Origin of the sequence: Citrobacter sp. 50677481, from assembly GCF_001463265.1 — a bacterium.
Classification (GTDB): domain Bacteria; phylum Pseudomonadota; class Gammaproteobacteria; order Enterobacterales; family Enterobacteriaceae; genus Citrobacter_A; species Citrobacter_A sedlakii.
In genome coordinates this window covers 289406-307906 of the sequence record NZ_LNHZ01000061.1, presented here as the reverse complement: position 1 = coordinate 307906, position 18501 = coordinate 289406, and the positions used below count along the sequence as shown (strand labels likewise).

The 18501-nt window shown below is 55.0% G+C and carries 22 protein-coding genes; 17 read left to right on the top strand and 5 right to left on the bottom strand.

The features are described from left to right. Positions 1 to 459 precede the first annotated feature (459 nt). Genes APU02_RS17995 through APU02_RS17950 form a run of 10 tightly spaced genes read left to right on the top strand, consistent with a single transcriptional unit; the run spans position 460 to position 9920 of the window. Positions 460 to 1497, top strand: coding sequence for a sigma-54 dependent transcriptional regulator (locus APU02_RS17995; RefSeq protein WP_042289736.1), 1038 nt, complete (start codon positions 460 to 462; stop codon positions 1495 to 1497). Positions 1498 to 1516: 19 nt separating this feature from the next. Continuing rightward, positions 1517 to 1885, top strand: a complete 369-nt coding sequence (gene fliE, locus APU02_RS17990) for a flagellar hook-basal body complex protein FliE (protein WP_060570817.1) — start codon at positions 1517 to 1519, stop codon at positions 1883 to 1885. 10 nt (positions 1886 to 1895) lie between these two features. Further along, the gene (gene fliF / locus APU02_RS17985; RefSeq protein ID WP_060570816.1) at positions 1896 to 3581 is read left to right on the top strand and encodes a flagellar basal-body MS-ring/collar protein FliF; all 1686 of its coding nucleotides are present in this window, start codon (positions 1896 to 1898) and stop codon (positions 3579 to 3581) included. Next, positions 3553 to 4590, top strand: coding sequence for a flagellar motor switch protein FliG (locus tag APU02_RS17980; RefSeq protein ID WP_042289135.1), 1038 nt, complete (start codon positions 3553 to 3555; stop codon positions 4588 to 4590). The genes fliF and APU02_RS17980 overlap by 29 nt, the downstream gene beginning before the upstream one ends. Before the next feature lie 3 nt (positions 4591 to 4593). Continuing rightward, the gene (gene fliH / locus APU02_RS17975; RefSeq protein ID WP_042289133.1) at positions 4594 to 5352 is read left to right on the top strand and encodes a flagellar assembly protein FliH; all 759 of its coding nucleotides are present in this window, start codon (positions 4594 to 4596) and stop codon (positions 5350 to 5352) included. Next, positions 5339 to 6658 (top strand): flagellar protein export ATPase FliI, encoded by a 1320-nt coding sequence (gene fliI / locus APU02_RS17970; RefSeq protein WP_060570815.1) that lies wholly within the window; start codon positions 5339 to 5341, stop codon positions 6656 to 6658. The genes fliH and fliI overlap by 14 nt, the downstream gene beginning before the upstream one ends. A gap of 9 nt (positions 6659 to 6667) precedes the next feature. Beyond that, positions 6668 to 7111 (top strand): flagellar export protein FliJ, encoded by a 444-nt coding sequence (gene fliJ / locus APU02_RS17965; protein ID WP_060570814.1) that lies wholly within the window; start codon positions 6668 to 6670, stop codon positions 7109 to 7111. A 5-nt stretch (positions 7112 to 7116) separates the two neighbouring features. Beyond that, the gene (locus APU02_RS17960; RefSeq protein WP_072197144.1) at positions 7117 to 8520 is read left to right on the top strand and encodes a glycosyltransferase family 2 protein; all 1404 of its coding nucleotides are present in this window, start codon (positions 7117 to 7119) and stop codon (positions 8518 to 8520) included. Positions 8521 to 8546: 26 nt separating this feature from the next. Then, positions 8547 to 9494, top strand: coding sequence for a hypothetical protein (locus APU02_RS17955; protein WP_042289125.1), 948 nt, complete (start codon positions 8547 to 8549; stop codon positions 9492 to 9494). A gap of 3 nt (positions 9495 to 9497) precedes the next feature. Continuing rightward, the gene (locus APU02_RS17950; protein ID WP_042289123.1) at positions 9498 to 9920 is read left to right on the top strand and encodes an adenylyltransferase/cytidyltransferase family protein; all 423 of its coding nucleotides are present in this window, start codon (positions 9498 to 9500) and stop codon (positions 9918 to 9920) included. A 39-nt stretch (positions 9921 to 9959) separates the two neighbouring features. Here APU02_RS17950 and APU02_RS17945 read toward each other — a convergent pair whose 3' ends face one another. The 5 genes from APU02_RS17945 to flgA form a co-directional block, all read right to left on the bottom strand. Further along, positions 9960 to 11012 carry a CDP-glycerol glycerophosphotransferase family protein gene (locus APU02_RS17945; protein ID WP_072197143.1) on the bottom strand — a complete coding sequence of 351 codons (1053 nt, stop codon included), beginning with the start codon at positions 11010 to 11012 and terminating at the stop codon, positions 9960 to 9962. A gap of 43 nt (positions 11013 to 11055) precedes the next feature. Continuing rightward, positions 11056 to 11817: a hypothetical protein gene (locus tag APU02_RS17940; protein ID WP_060570813.1), complete on the bottom strand. Its 762-nt coding sequence runs from the start codon at positions 11815 to 11817 to the stop codon at positions 11056 to 11058. A 33-nt stretch (positions 11818 to 11850) separates the two neighbouring features. Beyond that, the gene (locus tag APU02_RS17935; protein WP_042289119.1) at positions 11851 to 12288 is read right to left on the bottom strand and encodes a flagellar protein FlgN; all 438 of its coding nucleotides are present in this window, start codon (positions 12286 to 12288) and stop codon (positions 11851 to 11853) included. Positions 12289 to 12290: 2 nt separating this feature from the next. Further along, positions 12291 to 12563: a flagellar biosynthesis anti-sigma factor FlgM gene (gene flgM / locus APU02_RS17930; RefSeq protein ID WP_042289118.1), complete on the bottom strand. Its 273-nt coding sequence runs from the start codon at positions 12561 to 12563 to the stop codon at positions 12291 to 12293. A gap of 131 nt (positions 12564 to 12694) precedes the next feature. Then, the gene (gene flgA / locus APU02_RS17925; RefSeq protein WP_042289117.1) at positions 12695 to 13483 is read right to left on the bottom strand and encodes a flagellar basal body P-ring formation chaperone FlgA; all 789 of its coding nucleotides are present in this window, start codon (positions 13481 to 13483) and stop codon (positions 12695 to 12697) included. A 78-nt stretch (positions 13484 to 13561) separates the two neighbouring features. Between flgA and flgB the strand changes: the two genes are divergently transcribed. The 7 genes from flgB to flgH are packed head-to-tail and all read left to right on the top strand — an operon-like array spanning position 13562 to position 18495. After that, positions 13562 to 13912, top strand: coding sequence for a flagellar basal body rod protein FlgB (gene flgB, locus APU02_RS17920; protein ID WP_042289116.1), 351 nt, complete (start codon positions 13562 to 13564; stop codon positions 13910 to 13912). A gap of 23 nt (positions 13913 to 13935) precedes the next feature. Then, positions 13936 to 14361 carry a flagellar basal body rod protein FlgC gene (flgC, locus tag APU02_RS17915; protein WP_042289114.1) on the top strand — a complete coding sequence of 142 codons (426 nt, stop codon included), beginning with the start codon at positions 13936 to 13938 and terminating at the stop codon, positions 14359 to 14361. A 2-nt stretch (positions 14362 to 14363) separates the two neighbouring features. After that, on the top strand, positions 14364 to 15041 hold the full coding sequence (gene flgD / locus APU02_RS17910; RefSeq protein WP_060570812.1) for a flagellar hook assembly protein FlgD: 678 nt from the start codon (positions 14364 to 14366) through the stop codon (positions 15039 to 15041). A gap of 34 nt (positions 15042 to 15075) precedes the next feature. Next, complete coding sequence (flgE, locus tag APU02_RS17905) at positions 15076 to 16266, top strand: flagellar hook protein FlgE (RefSeq protein WP_060570811.1); 1191 nt, start codon at positions 15076 to 15078, stop codon at positions 16264 to 16266. Further along, entirely contained in the window at positions 16266 to 16997 is a 732-nt protein-coding gene (locus APU02_RS17900) for a flagellar basal body rod protein FlgF (protein WP_060570810.1), read from the top strand. The genes flgE and APU02_RS17900 overlap by 1 nt, the downstream gene beginning before the upstream one ends. A gap of 20 nt (positions 16998 to 17017) precedes the next feature. Beyond that, entirely contained in the window at positions 17018 to 17803 is a 786-nt protein-coding gene (flgG, locus tag APU02_RS17895) for a flagellar basal-body rod protein FlgG (RefSeq protein WP_060570809.1), read from the top strand. Between the two features lie 26 nt (positions 17804 to 17829). Continuing rightward, positions 17830 to 18495 (top strand): flagellar basal body L-ring protein FlgH, encoded by a 666-nt coding sequence (flgH, locus tag APU02_RS17890; RefSeq protein ID WP_042289104.1) that lies wholly within the window; start codon positions 17830 to 17832, stop codon positions 18493 to 18495. Positions 18496 to 18501 lie beyond the last annotated feature (6 nt).

The window sequence follows — 18501 nt, the reverse complement described above, 5'->3', positions numbered from 1 at the left end:
AATCTGAATGGCGCTATCTACAAAAAAATCGTGGAAGCATTTGAGTTTTTACAATCTCGTGTCGCTCTACTACAACATCGGGGAAACTTCGCGAGGTGCAGACTTACACTCCATTCATCAGGAAGAGGATTAGACAATTACAGGCTTTTATTTGCAATAGGTAATGGGTTATTAATCCATTATTTATCTGCGATTATATTGATTAATAACTTTTATAAGTTATTGTTTTTAAATGATTAATATTTTAATACCCATTAAAAAAAAGACAATTCTGAGTCCGTGGGTATACTGCACTCACTTTCATAAATCATGCCCTTTTATGAAAGGTTAACATCCTACTTATTTTTATTAACATTTCGTTTTTCGCCTTGTTGTGCGTGCTACGGATAATATTACGTGGCGATGTGTTTAATAAAAGTAGAGTGGGGTATCTTTTATTTGTTCTTTCTGTTGGTACTCCTGATGAGCATTATCATTGACCGTGAAGAGCGCAATGAAAACGGCTTTATTGCTGTTTCCCCTGCCAGCGTTAACGTAATGTCGTTAGCCCGCCGTGTTGCTAACTATAATGTTTCAGTTCTCATTACTGGCGAAACGGGAACAGGTAAAGAGTGTGTTGCGAAATACATTCATGAACACGCCTGTGGCAGCGAGGCTCCTTATGTGGGGGTTAACTGTGCGGCGATTCCGGAAAGTATGCTGGAAGCCATTTTATTCGGTTATGAAAAAGGCGCATTTACCGGCGCGGTAGCCAGCGTGGCGGGTAAATTTGAGCAGGCCAACGGCGGCACGCTGCTGCTGGATGAAATTGGCGACATGCCGCTGGCGCTGCAGGCGAAATTACTGCGCGTATTACAGGAGCAGGAAGTCGAACGTCTTGGTAGCCATAAACGCATTCCGCTGGATATTCGTTTAATTGCTTCCACAAATAAAGATTTGCAGCAGGAAATTGCGGAAGGCCGTTTCCGCCAGGATCTCTTTTACCGTATTTCGGTGGTGCCGATTCATATTACGCCGCTGCGTGAACGTAAGCAGGACATTCTGCCGCTGGCGCAGCGCTTTATCGCCAAATACCGCGCTTTTCACAAGGGGAGCTTACGCCTTGGCGATGATGCGCGTAAGGCGTTGCTGGGCTACGACTGGCCGGGCAATGTACGAGAGCTGGAAAACGTGATTCAGCGCGGCATGATTTTATGCAATGGCGAAGAGGTCAGCGCCGCTGATTTCGGTCTGGTTGCGCGGGTGATGCTGCCGGAAACCCCGGCCATCGACATGATGCCCGCCTACCGCGAGCAGGAGAGTGCGGGCGCATCGGCGATCCGTGACGTCAAGCTGCATGGCCGTCTGGCGGAATACCAGTACATCATCGACTTGCTGAAGCGCCATAAAGGCAATAAATCAAAGACCGCCGAATTTTTAGGCATCACCCCCCGCGCCCTGCGTTATCGCCTCGCTTCGATGCGTGATGAAGGCATCGACCTTGAATGTGACTCCTGAGGCCAGGAAGGATTGAGTAATGGATGAAATACGAGCAACAGGCATGAACCCGACGCAGACGGAGATACTGAGCCGGATGCAGCACACCGCCGCGCTGGCCTCTGCCAGCGGACTGGATGCGCACACGTCGGTACAGCCCGCCAGCAGCGCGTTCGCGGCCAGCGAACCGCTTTCTTTTGGTCAGGTTCTTAATAACGCTATCGATAATGTTGATGCCATTCAGCACAGCGCGGGCGCAAAACAGAAAGCGATTGATATGGGTCAGAGCGATGATTTAGCCGGTGCAATGATCGAAAGTCAAAAGGCCAGTGTGGCTTTCTCGGCCATGATGCAGGTGCGCAATAAGCTCACCAGCGCGCTGGACGAAGTGATGAATACTCCGCTCTAAGGTTTTAATCGTGTTAAACAAGATCAAATCTCGTCTTCCCGCCGTTTCACTGCCTTCCGGCCTGAATAAAACGCAACTGCTGGCTATCGTCGGTGGCGTGGTACTGACGCTCGGCATCGTGCTTTCCCTGTGGAACCGCAATCAGGGCTATGTGGCGCTTTATGGTTCGCAAGAGCATCTCCCGGTCTCTCAGGTGGTGGAGGTGTTGGGGGCGGAAACCATTCCTTACCGTATTAACCCGGACAACGGCCAGATCCTGGTCAGCGAAAGCAAACTCTCTCAGGCGCGTATGGCGTTGGCGGCGAAGGGCATCAGTGCGCTCACGCCGGAGGGCTATGAGCTGATGGACAAAGAAGAGATGCTGGGCAGCAGCCAGTTTATTCAGAACGTGCGCTACAAGCGCAGCATGGAGGGTGAGCTGGCGAAAAGCATTATGGCGCTGGAAGCGGTGGAAAATGCCCGCGTGCATCTTGGGATCAGCGAAGCGAGCTCATTCGTGCTGGCGAACAAACCGGGCAGCAGCGCCTCGGTGATGGTGCAGCTACGCTACGGCAAAAAGCTGGATGATACGCAGGTTGCTTCTATCGTTCAACTGGTTTCCGGCAGCGTGCCCGGCATGTTGCCAACGAATGTCCGCGTGGTAGACCAGGCGGGGAATCTGCTCTCGGCCGGTATCGACGGGCCGGATGGCGCGCTGGCGGGTAAGGGGCCGGGCAGCGATGTGGTGCAGCGCATCCGCGCCGATACCAGCCAGAACATCGCCAGCCTGCTGACCTCTCTGGTCGGCGCGGGCAACTTTCGCATCAGCGTTGCGCCGGACGTCAACCTGAGCCGCGTGGAAGAGACGCAGGAGCGCCTTGGGAAAGAGCCGCTCGTCAGCGATGAGCAGGTCACACAGGAAAACACCACCAACGAAATGGCGTTCGGCATTCCTGGCTCCCTGAGCAATCGCCCGGTGAACCAGGCGCCGCAGGCTGCGGCAAATCAGGCGGCGGGCGTACAGCCTGACGCGAACGCGGCGAACGGCGACAGCGCCGACCCGCGTTCGCTCTCCAGCCGCAGCCAGCAGCAGCGTAAATACGCCTTTGACCGCGATATTCGCCATATCCGCCACCCTGGCTACAAGCTGGAAAAAATGAGCGTCGCCGTGGCGCTGAACAAGTCGGCACCGGCGCTGGCGAAAATGACTCCGGAACAGCTGGCCTCTATGACGCGTCTGGTGGAGAGCGCCGCCGGTATCGAAAAATCGCGCGGCGATGTCCTGACGATGGACGTGCTGGCCTTTACCGCGCCGGAAGGAAATGTCATGCCGGAGCTGAAGTGGTGGCAGGACCCGTCCATGCAGTACTGGGGGCAGAATGGCGGCATTGGCCTGCTGGCGCTGTTAACCCTGCTGTTTTGCGTGCGTCCGCTGGCGCAGCGCTTTGGCCGCCGTGAACGGGTCGCCATCGAGAAAGAAGCAGAACCTGAGAACATTCTGCTGAGCCATGAGGGAGTGATGGCGGAAGACGGCCTGTCGAATGGCCTGCCGAAAGTGGGCTTCCATAATGACGATCATCTGCCGCCGCAGAGCTCCGGTCTGGAAGCGAAAGTCGAATATCTCCAGGTGCTGGCGCAGAGTGAAACCGAGCGTGTAGCGGACGTACTGAAACAATGGATCAACAGCAATGAGCGAAGCAACAGTAAACCGGAATAATCATAGCAGCGACGGGGCAGCCGGGCGCAGCCGCCTGGAGCAGGCGGCAATCCTCCTGTTGAGCGTGGGTGAAGAGGCCGCCGCTCAGGTGATGAGAAAAATGGATCGTGAAGAGGTGGTGCTGCTCAGCGAAACCATGGCGCGTTTACATGATGTAAAGGTAAACCAGGCGCGCCAGGCGATGAACAACTTCTTCTCGGATTACCGCGAGCAGAGCGGGATCAACGGTGCGTCGCGCACCTATCTGCGCAGCATTCTGGAAAAAGCGCTGGGTGGCGAAATTGCCCGCAGCGTGATTAACGGCATCTATGGCGATGAGATCCGCTACCGCATGGCGCGCCTGCAGTGGGTGGATATTCCGCAGCTGGCGGCGCTGATTGAGCAGGAGCACCTGCAGTTGCAGGCAGTTTTCCTCGCCTTCCTGCCGCCGGATATTGCTGCCAGCGTGCTGAATGTTCTGCCGCGCGAACGCCAGGATGAGATTATCTACCGCATCGCACGCCTCGATGATATTAACCGCGATGTGATCGACGAACTCGACCGCTTAATCGATCGCGGCGTGGCGGTGCTCTCTGAACATGGCTCAAAAGTGATCGGCATTAAGCACGCCGCCAACATTGTCAACCGTATTCCGAGCAACCAGCAGATCCTGTTGGATCAGCTGCGCGAGCGCGACGAGAAGGTGGTCGACGATCTGAAAGATGAGATGTATGAGTTCTATATCCTCAGTCGCCAGACGCAGGTGACCTTGCAGTATTTGCTGGATGAAATCCCGCTGGAGGACTGGGCTGTGGCGCTGAAAGGCACCGAGCCGGTTCTGCGCCAGGCGATTTTCAACGTTATGCCTAAGCGTCAGGTGACGCTGCTGCAAAATACCACTTCGCGTCTCGGGCCGGTGCCGGTCAGTCGCATTGAGCAGGTGCGCAAAGAGATCATGCAGGTGGTGCGTCAGCTCGCCGAAGAGGGCGAAATCCAGGTGCAGCTGTTTGCCGAGCAGACGGTGGAGTAAGGCATGTTTAAACGTCGCAATCTGCCGCTTGATGCCCTGACTCCTCGCCGCCAGGCGGTGGTGAAGCCGCGCCTGCACAAATTCCCTCCGCTGCGTAAACGCTGGGTGCAGAACGGTCCGCCGCGCGAAGAGGAGGGGACGCGCGCGCTCGATCCCGCAGAATACCAGCAGCAGAAAAAAGAGGGTTTTCAGGACGGCATGAACCAGGGGTTTGCCCTGGGGATGGCCGAAGGGAAAGAGGAAGGCTACCAGGAGGGAGTGCGTCTCGGATTCGACGAGGGGATGCGCAAAGGGCTGGCGGAAGGCAAACAGCAGGCACGCCAGCAGTTTATGGAGGCCGCCGCACCGTTTGAGCGCATCGCCACGGAAGTACAGCATTATCTTGAACGTTATGAGCAGCGCCGCCGCGAAGAGCTGCTGCAACTGGTGGAAAAAGTGACCCGTCAGGTGATCCGCTGCGAACTGGCGCTGCAACCCACGCAACTGCTGGCGCTGGTGGAAGAGGCGTTAACCAGCCTGCCGCAGCCGCCGGAACAGGTACGCGTATTGCTGAATGCGCAAGAGTTTCAGCGCATCAGCGAAGCGGAGCCGGAGAAAACTCGCGAATGGGGGCTGGCAGCCGATGCCACCCTGGAGCCGGGCGAATGCCGCGTGGTGACCGACACCACTGAAATAGACGTCGGCTGTCAGCATCGTCTGGATCAGTGTGTCGATGTGCTGAAAGAAAACCTGCTGTCGGATGTGACCCATGAGCAGCCTTGATTTCGAACAGGCGCTGAAATCGATCGAACAGATAGATCTGGCGCGCGTCGCCGGGCGTCTGGTGCGCGTGAACGGCATTTTGCTGGAGTGCGTCGGCTGCCGCCTGGCCGTAGGCCAGATCTGCCGCGTGGAAAGCGTGGATGGTGAAACCCTGGATGCGCAGGTGGTTGGTTTTGACCGCGAAGTGACCTACCTGATGCCCTTCAAACAGCCGTCCGGCCTGATTGCCGGGGCGCGCGTCTTTCCGGCCGGAAAAAGCGAAGGAGCGATGATTGGCGATCAGTGGCTGGGCCGCGTGGTAAATGGCCTGGGCGAGCCGATTGATGATAAGGGCAAGCTGGGCGGCGATACGCTGCTGGCGCAGCAACTGCCGCAGATCCACCCCCTGAAACGCCAGCCGGTTGAATCGCCGCTGGACGTGGGCGTGCGCGCCATTAACGGCCTGTTGACCATCGGCAAGGGTCAGCGCGTGGGGCTGATGGCGGGCAGCGGCGTCGGCAAGAGCGTACTGCTCGGCATGATCACCCGCTATACCCAGGCGGAAGTGGTGGTGGTTGGCCTGATTGGCGAACGCGGCCGCGAGGTGAGAGAGTTTATTGAAAATTCGCTGAAGGTCGAAGGGCTGGCGAAATCGGTGATTGTCGCGGCACCGGCCGATGAGTCGCCGCTGATGCGTATGAAAGCCACCGAACTGTGCCACACCATCGCCAGCTACTATCGTGACAAAGGTAAAGATGTGCTGCTGCTGGTCGATTCTTTGACGCGCTACGCTATGGCGCAGCGTGAAATCGCTCTGTCGCTGGGTGAACCGCCTGCCACGAAAGGGTATCCGCCCTCGGCGTTCGGCATGATCCCTCGTCTGGTGGAAAGCGCCGGTAACAGTGAAGGCGCGGGTTCGATGACCGCGATCTATACCGTACTGGCGGAAGGGGACGATCAGCAGGACCCGATCGTCGACTGCGCCCGTGCAGTACTCGACGGGCATATCGTTCTGTCTCGCCATCTGGCTGAAGCCGGACACTATCCGGCTATCGATATCGGCCAGTCCATCAGCCGCTGTATGAGCCAGATAACCACGCGGGAGCATCAGCTCGCCGCCCGTACCCTCAAGCAGCTTTACGCGGAATATCAAAATATTAAACCGCTGATCCCGCTGGGGGGGTATGTAGCGGGTGCCGATGCGTTGGCCGACAGATCTGTGCGCCTGTCTCCCGCCATCACCCAGTTTTTACAGCAGGAAGTGCAGGATGCCGCGCCAATCGCCGCGGTCGTCAATGATTTGTGCGCGCTGGCGCAAGCGGGATAAGGCTGAACGATGAGCAAACTGATATCAACGCTGGAACAACTCCATCTGCTGCGACATCGCGCGGTGAATGACTTAGCCGGCAAACTGGCTTCACAGAACCAGCTCTGCCAGCGCTTTGAGAAGAATATCGCCGGTCTGACCTCGCTGGCCACCGGGATGTCAGCCGCTCAGGGTGGCAACGCGGCAATGATGTTCAACCAGTCAAAATATAAGCACAACATTCAGCGGGTCATTGACTGGCAGAAACAGGAGCAGGCGCTGGCCCGCCTGGAAGCGCAGCAAATCCAGGGCAGGTTGCTGACGGCGTCGCGGCGTGAGAAGAGCCTGGAGCTGGTGCTGGATGCGAAACGCGCTGACAAGCAGGCTGAACATACGCGCCGCGAACAGAAAACCACAGACGCTATTTCCGCGCAGTGCTGGATGCGCCAGCAGATCCTCCAACAACAACGATAAGAACGATGGCAAACGTAAAAAAAACCGGGTCCGCCTCGCTGATGGACACGTTGATGAAACGTCAGAAGACGGTCTCTCCCCGGCACACGCCGTTTATCAGTGTGGTCTGCCCTACCTATAACCGTCGCGAATTTCTGCCCTATCTGCTTTATATGTGGCAGTACCAGGACTACCCGGCGGAGAAGCGTGAGCTGGTGATTCTTGATGACTCTGCGCAGAGCAATGCTGACCTCATTGCAATGATGGTCGACCCGGCGTGCCCGAACGTGCGCTATATTCACAGCGAAGAGCGACTGGTGCTTGGGCAAAAACGCAATATGCTCAACGAGCTGGCGAAAGGCGAATACATCCTCTGCTTTGATGATGATGACTACTACCCGCCGAATAAAATTTCTCATCAGGTGGCGCAAATGCAGGAGAACAACGCGCTTTTCTCCGGCACCGATCGTCTCTATATCTGGTACAGCCATCTGAATAAAATTTATCTTACCCATGCTTTTGGCCCCAGGCATGCGCTGAACGGTACTTTTGGGTTTCATCGCAACTTCCTGAAAAAGCATCGTTATGACGATACCGCGACCCGTGCCGAGGAGACATCGTTTCTGAACGGGTTTACTACGCCGGTGCTGCAGATCGACCCGAAGCAGTCCATTCTGTGCATTTCGCATAGCCACAATACCTACGACAAAGACTTTGTAATGAGCACTTCCACACCGGTGGATCTCACGATTGAGGATTTTGTCAGCGACCCGAACCTGCTGGCGCACTATCGCCGCCTGAGCCATGCCCCGATAAATACGCAAGTGAACTGGGCGATCTTTGAAAAAATCGCGGTACTGTTTGATGGCGGTCAGGCGTCTGCGCTCCAGGCGCGCTGCGAAGCGCTGATGGCGTTTGGCGTTCGCGCCAGTCAAATTTGGCCGGTGGAGAAGCAGACGCTTGAGCTCGAAACCCACTGCCAGGTACTGGAGGAGGCGCAGCAGCAGGGCTGGCGCAATGTGCTGTTGCTCGACGCCGATATTCAGTTTGTCAAAAAAGAGAACACGATCCTCTACGTCAACAAACTGCTGAACGGACTGGAGCAGGTCGCCTGGCACGGGCTGACATTGGGGGCGCGTTATGAAAACTTCACGCCGATGCAATCGATGCCGGGCGTCGCGCGTATCTTCAACGCCGGGTGTGGCTGCGCCTACGCGATCAATGCGCCCTATTATGGCGAACTATTAAGCGCCTATCGCCAGGGGATGGCGCAGGACGTCAACCTTGACCGCTGCTGGGCCGGGGTGATGGGGCGTGGCGACGTATGGCTCGGTTTTAGTCCCGGTTTCGCCTTTTTACAACTCCATCCGGACCCGAAAAGCGGTGAGGTCATCGACTGTACCCACTGGTTTTTCCGCAAACACCGCTAAACCGATTATCCCCCTGAGAGAGCACTATGGAACTGACTGAACATTACCAACCTGAATTTGTAAGACGGTTTATGGCGCGGGACAGCGTCTGTGAATGCCAGGCCTGCCGCAACGCGCCGCAGGGCTGGCCGTACATCAGCATAAAAATGAAAAACCAGCAGCGTGAAAGCCTGGATATGGCGTGTGAAACGGCAGCGCGTGAAATTGTACTCAACCCGGAAGCATTTGTACTGCATACGTCACAGGCACCGGCACAGGGAGAAGAAGTTCTTTCTGGCTGGAGCGAAGTCCTGAATCAGCAGTGCATCAACCTGGCAATTCATCCGGCGCTGTCACATGACGAGCGTCTCTACGCGATTGGCATATTGCTGAGTAAAGCGCAGCAGTACCGGGATAACGGCGAGCATGACCCGGCGTTACTGGCGTCGATGGGTGATCAGCTTGCCAGTCTGGCGGATCAGGGCATTCTCTCTCAGCAGTTTACGATGCTGCCGGAAATCCCGGAAAACCCGTGCGCAGTGTTAAAAGAGATGGGAGCGATTCGCCTGACGCTGAATTTACCGATGGCGGAAAAAATGGTGATATCGCTGAAGCTGAGCGAGCTGGGGATTATGTCGCCGTCGCGACTGGCGGAGCGGCTTGACGCGCTCAAATCGCACTGGCAGACCATACCGCTGTTTAACGAACAGCCCTGGCTTCTCAATAACATTTTACTCTATGCGCTCTACAGCCGCATTTTCCCCGGTCTCCATTGTGATAACTATGGCGAAGCCTTTCTGAATCTGGCGCGGACGTTTTTCCGCTTAAAAGCGATCTGCAGCATTCGTTGCGACGAACGTCAGGAGTTGTCCCCGGAAGATGTGGCGATGCTGGCCAGCGCGCTGGAGGCGTGGCAGAGCAAAAATCCTTCCCCGTCGCCGGCGCAATATACAGCAGATTATCGGTTGCTCCATGGATTATCGCTGTTGAGATAACGTATGAATACAGATGTACGCCAGCCTGAACACAGTAAAAAAATTATTACCTTTGGGACGTTCGATGTTTTTCATGTCGGCCACCTGAATATTTTGCGCCGGGCAAAATCGCTGGGAGGACGGCTGGTGGTTGGCGTGTCATCGGATGCGCTTAATTACAGAAAAAAAGGGCGATACCCTATCTATAACGAGCAGGATCGACTTGCTATCGTGGCCGGGATAAAATATGTCGATGACGTCTTTATTGAAGACTCTCTGGAATTAAAATCCCGGTATATTCAGCAACACGCGGCGGATACGCTCGTCATGGGTAATGACTGGCAGGGAAAATTTGATGAACTCGCGTCTCTCGTTGAGGTGATCTATTTACCCCGGACGCCCGTCATTTCAACGACCTCGATCATCGATGTGATTAAAAATTTTTGAGTTTGGCCCGGCGCGCGTCGGGCCAGATTATTCTTAACACTATTCGTGTAACGCCTCAACGATCACCAGCGCTGCCCGCAGGCCAGCCATGCCATCATTAAACGCGTCACAATAATGCGTTTTAATCTGTTGCAGTGAAGTATTGAGATTCTCCCACGGATAGTCAGCAGACAAATATCGCCTGATATCTTGCATATCTGTGGCAACGGGCATAAATTCGCGAACTTTTTGTTCCGGGCTGTCTACAGAACTATAGGATGCCTGATTGATTAACAGTTTTCCCATTCCTGGCCAGTTTAAAAGAATGACTTTTTTATCGGCATTAATCGCATCAAAAATAAAACCGCTATTATCAGTAATGACATAGTCGGCACAGTCCAGCAGGGCAAAAGTCGTGGCGCTATCACTGACAATGTTCTTAATAAAACGGCGGACCAGTTTGAGCATGTTTCGTTCGCTCTCTTTATAAAGCGTTCGGTGATGCAGTTTAGCAATAATATTATATTCTTTGTTCATTCGACCCAGCCTTTCGGCCCAGTGAGGAATTGAACTGAGATCGCCGTAGGTTGGCGCATAAAGAAGTGTGGGTTTCGCCGGATCAATCTTTATGCCATCCGGTAGCGTCCTGGACCAGGTATTATTATGCCAGTCATCAAAGCGTGGGTTGCCGACAACAATGGCTTTATCACCCACGTTCAATGATGTTTGGGTATAGTCGCTGTAACAAAGAATATAGTGGTAATCTGAGTTCCAGTGTGCATGATTCCATTGATTTTTTGCCAGACCATATAGCGCACGAATATGAATATGCGCTGAATTTTTCAGATGCCGAATGTAATAAGGTGTGATCAGACAGTGATATTTTTTCTCTGTCTGTAAAATACATGAGAGAGTGGTGCAGGTGAGTCCCGGCATTTTGATATTATTCAAACCGGAAATCATCTCAGCGACGAAGTTTTTTTCGATTAAGTCATTTATGAGCAACTCGCACTTGACTTTTTTGCTCAGCAATACAGATATGATATTGCGATAAACTTCATAATGAAAAGAAGTCTCCATGTAAAAAGCTACGCAGCCAGATTGCTGTTGCATCTGTTTTCCTTTTTATATAAACAGGATTGTCGGGTAATACTGATTAGGCGTGATGGCCGTTATAGATATGCCCCCACTGAGGGAAAATACCCGATTCAAATTGATAAATTAATGACAGAATGAGCGGCAGGTTATAGGGAGTGACTTCTGTATGTTTTGTCACCTGCGGTGAACAGGTTTCGATGAGATTGAATAAAGGGTATTTATCAAATAGAGAAAGGTTGGGTTCTATCTCGGTAACATACTGTACGTCTTGTTTTGACGTGAAAAGGTAGATGTTTCGTTGAGTCTCATTATCATGCCTGATGATGCCTGGAATATAACGGTCAAGAGCAAATATTTTTTGAGGGCTTATTTCACCCATCATGGCGGCGCCAACGGCTTCCCAGTGGCCTTCTGCAACATAACGACCAATGCTAAATTGAGGTACGCAGGTGATAATATTTTTAATTTTATGTTTTATACCATAATACAGGGCCGCACTGCCCCCTTTAGAGGCCCCCAGTATAGAAACATTAACTGGCTTCACATTGTCAATGACCGCGTCAATAAGCAGACTGACACCGTTTTCTATATCAAATTTCATGTCGTTGCACAGGTAATAAGCGGGCAACCCTTTGAAATCATCTTTGATCCATAATACAGTCGAGCGGCAGTGTGATAGAATATCAAAATCGTAGATGGTTGGGTCCGGTAAGTTAAACCCTGACATCACGATTAATAAATGCTGACAATCATACTTGGATTTTTTTATTCGATAATGAATATTAATATCGGGGCGGAATTTAAACGTTTTCTCATCCACTGTTGTTTAGCCTTTAAGAAAAATAGGGAAGCGTTACCCCTGCTGATATAACCAGTTCTCCGGCTCATTCACGTTTAAGACGTTCAACAGGATCTCCTGCTGCATACTCATCAGTGAGCCATTGTATTCATTGGCTGAAAAACAGCGAGTGGCCTGCTGCTGCAGGTCCTGCCAGAGTGCGGCGACGGGCGTGCGGTTGGCGGGCGGAAGGCGGGCGATCAATGACTGCATTCCCTCGGCGCTGGCAGGGATGCCCAGTGACTTCAGCAAGCGGTAGCGCTGCTGGCTGTTGATGGACAGATGTTGATACTGTTCCATTACCTGCGCGTTGAGCGCGTCAAGCTCAGCGGCACGGCGGGCGACAATGTGCTCGCGCTGCGTTTCAAGCAGGCGCAGCAGGGCATGGTAGTGCTGGCGATCGGCGGCCATGCCCTGAATCAGGGTCTTAACGCTCTGGACAGCGTTAGTCATAATTACCTCTGGAAATATTTTTGCATCGATTCGGTCAGGGAATCGAGATTAATGGCGATTTTGCCGCTGCTAATGGCTTCTTTCATCTCGGCGACGCGCGCCATATCCACTTCCGGCAGCGTGGCCAGTTGAGATTGTGCATCGCCCAGCATTGGGTCAACGGCGGCGCTACGCTCAATTTTGTTGCCTTTCTGCGCGACGGTCTGGGTCTGCCCGGCTGTGCTGGCATTATTGATGGCGCCTGCCAGGTTGTACTGAGTTGCTGCTACTTTCATCGCTACGCTCTCTTTTTCGAATTTTGTTTGGGTTGCTAACGAATCCTGCCTGGCGGAAGAGGGGCTTCCGATGCCCTCACTGTGTAAGAGCGGCCAGTCGTCGGGCAAACTTAAACCGATTTCGCACTTTTTTAGCGTCCTCCCGCGTAGACCATTTTCACCACCCCGCTGTCGGCGACGATGGCGCTCACCACGCGTTCGCTGCTCTCATTTTTCACCTTGATAATTTCGCCTTTACGTCCCTTTTTCATCGCCTCGCCCACGGTGCGGGCTTCCACACCGCCCTGTTCGGCGATCATCACCACGCGCTGGCCGCGTTCAACCAGCACCGGCGCTTCCAACTGCGTCAGGGCAATCGCCTGACGATCGCGGATGCGGCGCTTCACCGTCAGCCCCATCACCTCGTCCGGGTTGGTCAGGTAGTTGCCGCGCAGGCCGCTGATATTGAGCTTCTTAATGGTGATGTCGTCCGGGGAGAGCAGATGGCCGCGATCCAACGTGTTTTGCGCGACCACCACCGGAAGATAGATATCCGGTTTTACCGTTACCGCCACGTCCCAGCGCTGCGGCGCGTCGCAGCGTACATCCACACGCAGGCGGTTGAGATCGATACGTTCACCCTCCGGCAGGGTGACGGTCGGTTCCTGTGCGCAGACTACCAGGTGCGATGCCTCGGAGGGGATAAACAAATTCATCTCCGCCTGGTAGTCCGGCCACTGTCGGCGTTTGGCTTCATGATAAATCATTTTGGCTGCGTGGAGCTGCGTCGCGACGTAGATCTGCTTACGCGCGTTGGTTTTTTTTTCGGGCGTTGCCGCACTGGCGGTGACGGCGAAAGCCAGGAGGAAAGAGAAGACGCCATAGCGGAAGCAACGCTTCACCTCTGGCGACTGGAAATGACTAAAACGGTTATAAATCATGATATTAAAACCTTGGCACGAATTTTGCTAATAGGGTAAGCAAATCATCGCAGGTTTAGCATCACGAGGGTGTGAATTGTGAGTATTACTTTTGACAAAGCATTGGGCGTTCATCCACAGGCTGTAGCACTTCGACTTTCCCGAGCAGAGTTGCTTTCAGCCAATCTGGCCAATGTCGATACCCCCAACTTTCAGGCTAAAGATATTGATTTTGCCGCAGAGATGCAACGTTCATCGCGGAGTTTTTCGCAGACCGCACTGCCGCAGGAGATGTATCGCGTTCCTTATCAGCCCTCTTCGGACGGCAACACCGTATCGTTGAACGTGGAGCAGGCTGAGTTTGCCAAAAACGCGCAGGATTACCAGATGAGCCTGGCGTTTTTAAACATGAAATTTACGGGCCTGAAGCAGGCCATTGAAGGTAAGTAATCCTACGCAGGTAATCACGGAATATGGCTTTTACCGATATTTATCGCGTTTCGGGGTCGGCGATGACGGCGCAAACCGTTCGTCTGAATACCATCGCCAGTAACCTCGCCAACGCAGAAACAGCGGCAACCAGCGAAGAGGGGGTTTATAAAGCCCGCCGTCCGGTGTTTGCCGCGATTTACAAAAACGACGAACTGATGCACAGCCGGGCGCTGACCGGCGCGCGGGTTCAGGTGATGGACGTTGTGGAGAGCGGCGAAGCCGTTGAACGCTACGAGCCTCATAACCCGCTGGCGAACGGCGACGGCTACGTCTATTACCCGGGCGTCAACGTGGTGGAAGAAATGGCGGACATGATGTCGGCCTCCCGAAGCTTCGAAACCAACGTTGAAGTGCTTAACAGTGTGAAAAGTATGCAGCAAAGCCTGCTGCGACTTGGAGAAGCCTAAGCATGAACGTAAATAACGCATCCCGCAGCGCCCAGGCGACTTCCCTCGGCGGCAGCGTCTCCGGCAACGGCAACACCGCGGCTGGCATGAACACGCTGTTTATGCAACTGCTGGTGGCACAGATCCAGAACCAGGACCCGCTAAACCCGACGGATGGCACCGAGTACGTCAGCCAGCTGGCACAGCTTACTCAGGTGCAGTCGATGGAAACCATGTCCCAGCTGATGGCGAACAGTTCCGTGTTGATGGACAACCTGCAAACCCTCACCACCGGCAATCTGGTCGGCCAGCACGTGATGGTGCAGAGCGACAGCATCAACAGCGACGGCGAAACGGTTGTGGACGGGCGTCTGACGCTGCAGCACGCCGCGGGCGTAGTGACGGTGATCGTCAAAGATTCCGCGGGCGTCGAGCACAAAATCGAATTGGGCAAACAGGACGCGGGTCAGGTGGATTTCAGTATCGACCCGGCGGAGATGGGGCTCAGCGAAGGGAAATACACTCTGAGCGTGGTCACGGATACCGGCGAAGAGACGGTGCCGATTGAAGTGGGCGGAACGGTCACCAACGTGCGCATTCCGCTCGACGGAAGCGCCACCGTCCTGAATATCAACGGTATTGGCGACATCGCTTACAACAACATTACGCAATTTGGAACAACCTCGAAAAACGCCGTCTGAGGCGATTTCACGAGATGATGAAACAGGAACTTTTATGAGCTTTAACATTGCCACCACCGGCCTGAACGCGGTCACCGAACAGCTGAACGCGATCTCTAACAATATCGCCAACTCCGGCACCGTAGGCTTTAAATCGGGCCGCGCCGAGTTTTCCGCGCTTTACGCTGAAAGCCAGCCACTGGGCGTCGGCGTTTCCGGTGTCACTCAAAGCATCACCAAAGGCGGAAGCATCTCTTCCACCGGCAACGCCCTCGATCTGGCGATCAACGGCAACGGTTTCTTTGTCGTGCGCGACAGCGCGGGCACCACGGCATACAGTCGCGCGGGCTACTTCGGCACCGACAGCAGCGGTAACCTGATCAATAACCTGGGCATGTACCTGCAGGGTTACCCAGTGGATGCGAACGGCCAGCTTCAGGTCGGCACCGTCGGCAATCTGACCATCAGCAGCGGCTCGATCCCGGCGAAGGCCACCGACAGCCTCGACTTCACCGCCAACCTCGATGCCAACGCAGATATGCCGACAAACGGCAACTTCGACCCGAAGGACAATACCTCGTACAACAATACCTATACTACGCAGGTCTACGATTCTCTGGGTCGTGAGCACACCCTGAACCAGTATTTCGTGAAGAAAGACGATAACACCTGGGAAGTCCACTACTACATGGACGACACCGAGATCCCAAACAGTGCCCAGGAAATGACGTTCTCCGACCAGGGCATACTGACCACACCGACCGACCTGACCAGCCTGAATGTTGATATTCCGGGCGCGGCCGGGCTCTCCATCGACCTGAGCTACAACGGCACCACGCAGTACGGTTCTGATTTCTCGGTGAGCAAAAACCAGGGTAGCGGCTATGCCTCCGGCGAGCGTACCGGCCAGGCGATTGATGCCGATGGCAGCGTTTACGCCACCTTCTCCAATGGTGAACGTATGCTGCAAGGGCAACTGGTGCTGGCTAACTTTGCCAACGCCAACGGCCTTCAGTCGCAGGACGGCACCACCTGGACGCAAACCGCCAGCTCGGGCGCACCGCTGACAGGCGCGCCAGGTACAGGCCTGCTGGGCTCGATTACCGCCGGGGCGCTGGAGCAGTCCAACGTCGACCTGACCTCTGAGCTGGTCGGGCTGATGACCGCGCAGCGTAACTACCAGGCCAACACCAAGGTGATCAGCACTAACGACAACATGATGAATGCGCTCTTCCAGGCGGTGTAATGGATCGATTGATTTTTACCGCCGTAAGCGGCGCATCACGCACACTGTCGCAGCAGGAGATCCACGCGAATAACCTGGCGAACGTCAACACCCAGGGCTTTCGCGGCGATCTCGATCGCGCGATCACGCAGCAGGTGAGCGGCGAGGGTTACGCCTCCCGCTATATGACCCTGCCCACTCAGGGTGGCGTGGACATGACCCCCGGCGCGGTCCGTGAAACCGGGCGCAGCCTGGATCTGGCGATTAAGGGCGAGGGGCTGATCGCCCTGAGCAGCGGCAATCGTGAGGTCTATACCCGCAACGGCCAGATTGACGTCAACGCCGATGGCGAGCTGTCTATCAACGGGCTGCCGGTGGAAGGTGACAACGGCCCCATAGTTCTGCCGCCGTTCTCCTCCGTCAGCATCGGCGAGGACGGGGTGATAACCATCGTGCCCGACGACGGTGACATCGCCGCGCCGGTGGATAACGATCGCGTCAAGCTGGTTAACGTGCCGGCCAGTGAGCTGAGCAAAAATGCTGATGGCTTTCTGGTGAGCAATGCGGCGGTTAACCCGCGCGATGAAGAGGTGATGGTGGCTTCCGGGCATTTGGAGAGCGCCAACGTGTCGGCGATCGACGAGATGGTCTCCAGCATTGCGCTAAACCGCCAGTTTGAAGCGCAGATCAAAATGATGAAAGCCGCAGAAGATCTCGCGACGGCGGGCAACCGCCTGATTCGCGGCTCCTGATATTAAAAGAAGGATGAGAGATGAATCCCGCATTGTGGATTAGTAAAACCGGTCTGGCGGCGCAGGACGCCAAAATGTCTGCCATTTCTAACAACCTGGCGAACGTCAACACCACCGGGTTTAAGCGCGATCGCGCCATGTTCGCCGATCTGTTCTATCAGAATCAGCGTACGCCGGGGGGCCAACTGGATCAGAACAACGTCGCGCCGACCGGTATTCAGTACGGCACCGGCGTGAAAATTGTTGGTACGCAGAAAGAGTTCACCGTTGGCAGCATTCAGAACACCGAGCAGGCGTTGGATGTGGCGATCACCGGGCAGGGTTTTTTCCAGGTGGAAATGCCCAACGGCGATATCGGTTATACCCGCGCCGGTAACTTTCAGAAAACGCCGGACGGCCTGCTGACCAACGCTCAGGGCTTACCGCTGGTGCCGCAAATTGAACTGCCGGAAAACGTGAAGGACCTGCAGATCGGTAAAGACGGTACCATCACCGCGACCGTCGCAGGCGAAACGGATCCGGTTGAGCTCGGCCAGCTAACGCTGGTGAACTTCGTCAATCCGGCCGGGCTGGAAGCGGTGGGCGGTAACCTTTATCGCGAAACTGCCGCCAGCGGCGAAGCGGTAGAAGGCGTTCCGGGCGAAGAGGCGTTTGGCCAACTGGAGCAGGGGTCGCTGGAAGGCTCTAACGTGCAGGTCGTCGAGGAGATGGTCGATATGATCACCGTGCAGCGGGCATATGAAATGAACGCCAAAATGGTCTCCGCCGCCGACGACATGCTGAAGTTTGTCACCCAGTCGATGTAATGACCGGGCAGTAAAGTGAAAGTGTAATGAAAAAGCAGGTAGTAATGGTTTTGCTGGCACTGTTTTTGTCGGGCTGTGAAAGCCCGGCGTTGCTGGTGCAAAAAGATGATGCGGCCTTCGCGCCGCCGGAAGATATCGTGATGCCGGATACGCAGGTGCGCGGTGGCGGGTTGTACAACAGCGGCTATAACTGGTCGCTGATACAGGACCGCCGCGCTTATCGCGTGGGCGATATCCTGACCGTCAAACTGGATGAGTCCACCCAAGCCAGCAAGCAGGCGCGCACCAATTTCGGCAAAAAGAACGATGTTTCCCTGGGGATCCCGGACGCGTTCGGCCACTCGGTGGATAATCTCTCCGCCTCCATAGACGGCAACCGTAACTTTAACGGCAACGCCGCCTCGCAGCAGCAAAACAGCCTGCGCGGGGCGATCACCGTGGCCGTCTACAAAGTGCTGCCGAACGGTGTGCTGGCGATCCGCGGCGAGAAGTGGCTGACACTCAATCAGGGTGATGAATACATGCGCGTGACCGGGCTGGTGCGGGCGGATGACGTCGAGCGTGACAACTCCGTTTCCTCACAGCGCATCGCCAATGCCCGCATCTCCTATTCCGGACGCGGCGCGCTGAGCGACGCCAATTCCGCTGGTTGGCTGACGCGCGTCTTCAACCACCCGCTGTTTCCGATCTAATGGAGT